Origin of the sequence: Spongiibacter pelagi, from assembly GCF_014705705.1 — a bacterium.
Taxonomy (GTDB): Bacteria; Pseudomonadota; Gammaproteobacteria; order Pseudomonadales; family Spongiibacteraceae; genus Spongiibacter; species Spongiibacter pelagi.
This window is the reverse complement of sequence record NZ_JACXLD010000010.1, coordinates 40340-47511: the sequence shown is the minus strand read 5'-3', so window position 1 is coordinate 47511 and position 7172 is coordinate 40340. Positions and strand designations below refer to the sequence as shown.

Here is a 7172-nt window from a genome sequence, read left to right as displayed (position 1 = left end):
CGGTCCCTTGTCCGGAAATGAGGCGCGCATTGATGAGCCGGAGAAGCGATTTATCACCACGCTATTTTGCTATGGGTGCAATCTTGGACCGGTTCAAACGGCCAAATCGGTGAAGAATATGAGCCGCAAACAGATTGCCTGGCTCAATCTCCGGCATGCCTCCGAAGACCGATTAGACCGAGCAATAACGCAGGTCGTCAACGCCTACAATAAATTTGATCTCCCCAAATACTGGGGTACCGGAAAGCATGCCGCTGCGGATGGCACCATGTGGGATCTGTACGAGCAAAACCTGCTGACGGAATATCATATTCGGTACGGCAAATACGGAGGTATTGGCTACTATCACGTTTCCGATACTTACATTGCCTTGTTCAGTCACTTTATTCCATGCGGCGTCTACGAAGCGGTCTATATTCTGGATGGACTCATGAGCAATAAATCCGATATTCAACCTGACACCTTGCACGGTGATACACAAGCGCAAAGTTATCCTGTGTTTGGTTTATCACACCTTCTGGGCATCAATCTCATGCCGCGGATTCGCAATATTCAGGACTTGTTGCTGTTCAGGCCCGACAATCGCTATCGATACAAAAATATAGAGGCTTTGTTTGCCGGTAGTATCGATTTCAAGTTAATTGAACGGCACCTTCGCGACATGCTGCGTGTGGTCATCTCAATTAAGAAAGGCAAAATTACCGCCTCAACCATCTTGCGGCGCCTCGGAACCTACAGCCGAAAAAACAAGTTGTATATGGCTTTTAAAGAGCTTGGAAAGGCCGTGAGAACGCTCTTTTTGCTCCGATATATTGATGAACTCGAACTGCGAAAAACCATCCAGTCTGCAACCAATAAAAGCGAAGAGTTTAATGGTTTCATCAAATGGCTGTTTTTTGGCGGGGAAGGCATCATCGCTGAAAATGTGCGCCACGAACAGCGCAAAATCGTTAAGTACAATCAGCTTGTCGCAAACATGGTCATTCTCTACAACGTGGAGAAAATGACCAGAGTCCTCAAAGATCTGGCGGGCGAGGATGTCGTCATCAGCAAGGACCTACTCAATGGGCTGTCACCGTACAGGAACTCCAATATCAATCGTTTCGGGGACTACAACCTGGACCTGGAACGAGAGGTGCCTCCGCTGGACTTCGGCATCAAGATATTAGAGCCAGAAGAACCGTAAAAACATATATAAAACGATACGTTATGGTTTATTTGGCGAATTTTTCCAGGATGACGGCCGACCCTCAAGAAGCCGGGGCTGGGCGGAGAGCATGAGACCGAGGGTGTTCGCGCCCCCAGCCAGTTTGAGATGGCCACCCGTGCCTGGTGGAACAATGCGACCTCGCCGATGCGTCTTGCCAGACCCCTGTCCCGCCTGCTGCCCAAGGTGGGTGGCAGGTTGCGCAAGGAGGTGCAGAAACGCACTGTGGCCAGGGTCGAAGAACACAATTCTGGAACGAAGGTGCCGACGACCCGCTTCGACGGCCGGGTTTCTCCCTTTCGGGTGTTTACCACCTCACGCTTCCAACTGGACGAGCTCAAGGGCATTCGCAAGGCCGTGGAAGGCAGCACCATCAACGATGTGGTGACGACAATTATATCCGGTGCCCTGCGCCGCTACCTGGACCACAACGGTGAATTGCCCCGGGACACCATGGTGGCGATGATGCCGGTCAACACCCGGTCCGGGCCCGATGCCGAGCCTGGCGCCAACAACATCACCTTCATGGGGGCCGCTATCGGTTCCGATATTGCGGACCCGAAAGAACGTCTCGCCTATGTGACCGAACAGACTGCTCGCTCCAAGAGTATCGTCAACGCCATTGGCGCCAGTGACCTGACGGACCTCAACAAGCATATTCCCGCTTCTTTGCTGGCGGCCACAGGGAAGCTGATTTCCCGTATTGGTCTCGATGCGGGTGGCACCGGTAAGCGCTTGTTTAATATGGCAATTTCCAATGTGCCTGGGCCGAGCGTGCCGCTGTACCTCCAGGGCGCGAAGCTGAAGTTCTGGTCCATTGTGGCGCCCTGTACCGACGGCATGGGAGCGGTATTCGCGATCACCAGTTACGACCGGGAGATCTATATCTGCCCGACGGCCTGCCGCGAGATTGTGCCGGCCCCGGAATTCCTGGCCCAGTGTCTGGAAGAGAGCTATGCGGAATTGCTGGCGGCCACTGGGGCCAAACCAAAGCGTAAGCCGGCGAAACGCCCGCTAAAAAAGAAAACAACAGCTAAAAAGCCGGTGAGGAAGAACCCCGCAGGAAGAAAAGCGGCAAATTAACACGCGTTCCGGGCTGAATGGACAAATTTAATCATTATTCGGCCAAGAGCCGGACGTTTGTTTGCCATGTAATAACCCACAGTTCCATAACTATATAAAGCTCCATAACTATAGAAAGCAGAGGATCACAATGAATATCTCACTCAAAACCAAGCCCCCTTGCGCTCGCAGTCGCCGCTTCCCAGGTTCTTCTCTACCAGTCACTGCCCACCCACGGCCAGGCCCTGGAAGAGGTGATGGTCACCGCCCGTAAGCGTACTGAGACCCTGATGGACGCTCCTGTGGCGGTCACCGCGGTATCCGGCCAGGCCATGGAGTCTCAGGGTATCTCCAACATGGAACAGCTTTCCGCCAAGGTACCTGGCCTGCAGATTGGCCGCGGCGCCCAGACCACGAATATTCGTATCCGCGGTGTCGGCTCAGGCATTAACAAGGGCTTTGAGCAGTCCGCGGGAATGTACATTGATGGTATCTACCAGTCCCGTAGCCGCCAGTTCACCCAGTCCCTGGTTGATCTGCAGCAGGTGGAAGTATTGCGTGGCCCCCAGGGCGTGCTATTCGGAAAAAACACTGTGGCTGGTGCTATTAAGGTGGAAACAGCCAACCCGGTAGTTGGCGATGAGTTCAACGGGTCCATCAAGGCCGCGTTTGAGCCTGAGCAGTCCACCACACGTTACACTGGCATCGTATCAGGCAGTCTGAGCGACAGTGTTGCGGCCCGCTTGGTGCTGCGCCAGGAAGACTCCGATGGTTACATGGATAACAGGTTCCGGGACACCGATGAGCAGGAAGAAACCAACAAGATGGCTCGCCTGACACTGGCCTGGGATGCAGCCGACAACCTGTCGATTGTTGCCAAGGCGTCACACGTGGATATGGAAAGTACCGGCAAGGAAATGAACGCCTATACGATTGATGACCGCCTGCCCCCGGCTAGCACTCTGGCCCTCTCTGCCGCACTTACTGGTGGTCAATTTGCGGCGGCCGATGCACCCGGAGGCGATGACTATGAAAGTTGGGTAGGCAACCTGCAGTGGGGCAGGGGTGATACCGAGGACACGACTTCGACCGCCTTCTCTGTGAAAATCGACTGGGATGTCGGTGACTACACGGTAACGTCCTTGACCGGCATATCTGACTTTGAATTCGAGCAGTACCATGATGTGGACTTCCTGCCTCCCAACTTCATCGAGAATATCGACCAGGAAAAGCTGAACATGTTCAGCCAGGAAATCCGTGTTGCTACAAACTGGGATGGCCGGTTTAACTTTATCGCGGGTGTTTACTACGAGGACCAGGAGCTGGAATTGGACGAAGGTACTCACATCGATGGCACATTTGGCGGGCTAGTCCCCACCATTTTCGTGACACCGTTTGGTGAGACAGACACATCGTCCGGTCTGACCGATTTCGACCAGGACACCACGACAATGGCAATTTTCGGTGAAGTCACTTTCGACATCACCGATACCCTGAGCCTCGATCTTGGCGGGCGTTACTCGGAAGATGAGAAGGAAATGACCAAGCTGGTTACCATCGGCCAGGGCGCACCAGGGCAAGTAAACGATATAGTGACTCCTGACATTACTGCCGGGTCCGCAGATCTTATTGAATACCTGACCAATGTCATGGTGGCTACTGGCGATGCCGGTGCGACAGCTGCGGCCGCGGCACATGCCGGCAGCCTGGATCGATACGCTGCCTATTTTGAAGACGAGCGTGATGAAAGTCATTTTGACCCCTCTGCTCGCCTGCGCTGGGAATACAGTGACACCGGAATGGCATACCTTTCGTATTCGGAAGGTTACAAGTCTGGCGGCTTCAATTTCAGCCCGGATACAGCGAATCCCGATGGCTCGTCTCGACCCGGTCACGAGTTTGAAGACGAAGCCGTGACTGCCTGGGAGTTGGGTGTAAAACAGGACTTCATGGATGGCCGTGCGCGCGTCGCGACAGCCATTTACAGATCTGAGCTGGAAGATCTGCAGGTTACTTCTTGGGGTGGCACAAGTTTTGTCGTAGGCAACGCGGCGGAGCTGACCGTCCAGGGTATCGAGATCGAAGCGCAGTTCGCCGCTACCGATGCACTGGAAATCGGCGGCAGCTATGCCTACCTCGATCACGAGTTCGATTCGTATCCGGGGGCGGGTTGTTCCGTTGTCGAGATTGGCCTGGGTACCTGCCCGAACTCCTCTGGTGAGGGTACAAAGGATCTGTCCGGCGAGCGCGGGGCGTTCGCACCGGAGCACAGTGCCTCGCTCTACCTGGACTACAATCACGCATTTGATTGGGCGGAATTCAATTTCCATGTCGATGTCAATTACAAGGATGAATTCTTCCTGGATGGCGACCTCGATGAAAATGTGCTGCAGGATTCCTACACCAAGGTCGATGCCAGTATCTCCCTGATGTCCCTGGAAGGTACCTGGGAGGTGGTGCTCTACGGACGGAACCTGACCGATGAGACCACCTACACCGCTTCGGTTGATGCTCCCTTGAGCCCAGGAGTTTATATTGGCTGGGTTGAGGAACCCCGCGTCTACGGAATATCTGCAGCATACAATTTCTGATAGTCCCTTTGCGGCGCTTGATGCCGGCACCCTGCCTGGTATCAAGCGCTGTTTTTTTTATTTCTTCCCCGATTCGCCCGAATCGACTCTCAAAGCCCCCGTTAACAATTATCATCCAGACAAGTATTTAAGCTCTGATGACAAGGGGCTTACAGCCGCCTGCGCTTATAGTATTCCCAGAACACGGGAGTGAATACCCAGCGCGGGTTTCCGCTAACAATATCGGTCCACAGATGGATCAGTGTCAGGAGTTTTTCTAATGAGTGAAGCTGCCCTTCTATTCGAAAACAGGGATGGAGTAGCCTGGTTGACCATGAACCGGCCCGAGGCCATGAATTCCATCAGCCTGGAAATGATTACCCTGTACGAGGAGTACCTGGAACAGATTCTGGGGGATGAGTGTATCAAGGTTGTTGTCATCAGCGGTGCGGGCAAGGCTTTCTGCGCCGGCGCTGACTTGAAGCAGGTATTGGATAGCCTCGACGTCCCACCCGGTAAGCCTGATTTCCTCGATCGCCTGTGCGACAGGGTTTTGAACCCGCTGCGCGATTTCCCCAAGCCGGTGATTGCCGCCCTCAACGGTATCACCATGGCAGGTGGCCTGGAGACCGCCATGTGCGCCGATCTCGTCGTGGCCGCTGAGAGTGCCAGGATAGGCGACGCTCACGCCAACTTCGGTGTCTACCCGGGGGCGGGGGGAGCAGCAGTACTGCCGCGTATCGTTCCCCACAACGTGGCTAAGTACCTACTGTTTACCGGCAGAACTCTTTCCGCACAGGAGATGAAAAACTACGGCTTCGTCAATGAGGTGGTAGCCGACGGTGAGCTGCAGGAAGCCGCCCAGGCATTGGCCCTGCATATCGCTGAGAAGAGCCCCATCGCCCTGCGCCGGATGAAGTCCGTGGCTAATGCCGCCGCTGACAAGACCCGAGACGACGCGCTGCGGCACGAGATGTACGAATTCCGCAAGCACCAGCGCTCCTGGGATATGCAGGAAGGCCTGGCCGCCTTTGCCGAGAAACGCAAGCCACGGTTCCAGGGCCGCTAATAGGAGTAGAGAAAATGACAGATGTATATATCGCCGGCGTCGGCATGACCCCCTTCGGTCGGCATATGGACAAGAGCTACAAGGACCTGACCGCTGAGGCTGTACAGGGGGCCCTGACTGATGCGGGTGTAGACAAGGACGAGGTGGGCGAGGCCTTCTTCGCCTCCTGTGTCATCGGCTTTCTGCAGGACCAGCATATGGTGCCCGGCCAGGTGGCCCTGCGCTCCATGGGTTTTGAGGGCATCCCTATATTCAATGTTGAAGGCGCCTGCGCTTCCGCCACGTCCGGCCTTTACCTGGCTGCCCAGGCGATTCGCGCCGGCAGCTGCGATATCGCAATCGCGGTGGGTACGGAAAAAATGTTAACCGAGGACAAGGCGAAGATGTTCGCCGCGTTCGATTCCGCCTGGGATGTGACCACGGTTGAGGCCAACAAGGAGTACCTGCTCAAGATGGGGGAGGGGATTACCCTGCCGGAAGGCTCCCTGTCACCCAAGCCCTACAGCATGTTCATGGATGTGTACGCAGCCTTCTGCCGCCAGCATATGAAGACCTTCGGCACCACCCAGGAGCAGATCGCCGCGGTTTGCGCCAAGAACCACACCCACTCGGTGCACAATCCCCTGGCCCAGTACCAGAACCCTTACACCGTTGAAGAGGTGATGGCCGCACCGCCGATCACTTACCCCCTGACCCTGCCCATGTGCGCGCCCATCTCCGACGGCTCTGCCGCGGCGGTGCTGTGCAGTGCCGAGGGCCTCAAACGGCTCAGGGGCGATGCCTCCCGGGCGGTGAAGCTGCTCAGCTGCGTCTTCCGCTCCGGTATCAACCGCACGGCCGAGGAGTATGAAAAGCACATTACTGCGCTGGCGGCCGCAGAAGCCTACGAGAAGGCCGGCGTTTCCCCGGAGGATGTGAGCGTGGTGGAGGTGCACGACGCGACTGCCATGGGTGAGATCATCCAGGTGGAAAACCTGCGCCTGGTGCCCTGGGGGGAGGGCGGCCCCGCCGCCGCGCGCGGCGATTTCACTGTCGGCGGCCGGGTGCCGGTCAATCCCTCCGGCGGCCTGGAGTCAAAAGGGCACCCCATCGGCGCCACAGGCCTCGGCCAGATATTTGAGCTGGTAACCCAGCTGCGCGGCGAAGCCGGCGCGCGCCAGGTTGAAGGCGCGCGGATCGCAGTACAGGAAAACGGTGGTGGCCTCGTCGGCCTGGAAGAGGCAACGGCCGCGGTAAGCATACTCGCAAAGCAGTAGAGGAGAAC

Annotated in this window: 5 protein-coding genes; all 5 read left to right on the top strand. The window is 56.1% G+C overall.

Translation table 11 applies throughout. The features are described 5' to 3' along the window. Window positions 1-1186 (top strand): Tn3 family transposase (locus IB286_RS13775; RefSeq protein WP_190766507.1); only part of this gene is annotated, 1186 nt, incomplete at its 5' end. Between the two features lie 129 nt (window positions 1187-1315). Further along, entirely contained in the window at window positions 1316-2290 is a 975-nt protein-coding gene (locus IB286_RS13770) for a WS/DGAT domain-containing protein (RefSeq protein ID WP_190766505.1), read from the top strand. 236 nt (window positions 2291-2526) lie between these two features. Then, window positions 2527-4860, top strand: coding sequence for a TonB-dependent receptor (locus tag IB286_RS13765; RefSeq protein WP_190766503.1), 2334 nt, complete (start codon window positions 2527-2529; stop codon window positions 4858-4860). Between the two features lie 259 nt (window positions 4861-5119). Further along, window positions 5120-5908 carry an enoyl-CoA hydratase/isomerase family protein gene (locus tag IB286_RS13760; RefSeq protein WP_027951048.1) on the top strand — a complete coding sequence of 263 codons (789 nt, stop codon included), beginning with the start codon at window positions 5120-5122 and terminating at the stop codon, window positions 5906-5908. Between the two features lie 14 nt (window positions 5909-5922). Then, a complete protein-coding gene (locus IB286_RS13755) occupies window positions 5923-7164 on the top strand; it encodes a thiolase family protein (protein ID WP_027951049.1) in 1242 nt (413 codons plus the stop codon). The last annotated feature ends 8 nt before the right edge of the window (window positions 7165-7172 follow it).

Bases quoted from the DNA above. Each gene is read 5' to 3' on its own strand.
- IB286_RS13755 (WP_027951049.1), top strand. From the start codon at position 5,923: ATGACAGATGTATATATCGCCGGCGTCGGCATGACCCCCTTCGGTCGG.
- IB286_RS13760 (WP_027951048.1), top strand. From the start codon at position 5,120: ATGAGTGAAGCTGCCCTTCTATTCGAAAACAGGGATGGAGTAGCCTGG.
- IB286_RS13765 (WP_190766503.1), top strand. From the start codon at position 2,527: ATGGTCACCGCCCGTAAGCGTACTGAGACCCTGATGGACGCTCCTGTG.
- IB286_RS13770 (WP_190766505.1), top strand. From the start codon at position 1,316: ATGGCCACCCGTGCCTGGTGGAACAATGCGACCTCGCCGATGCGTCTT.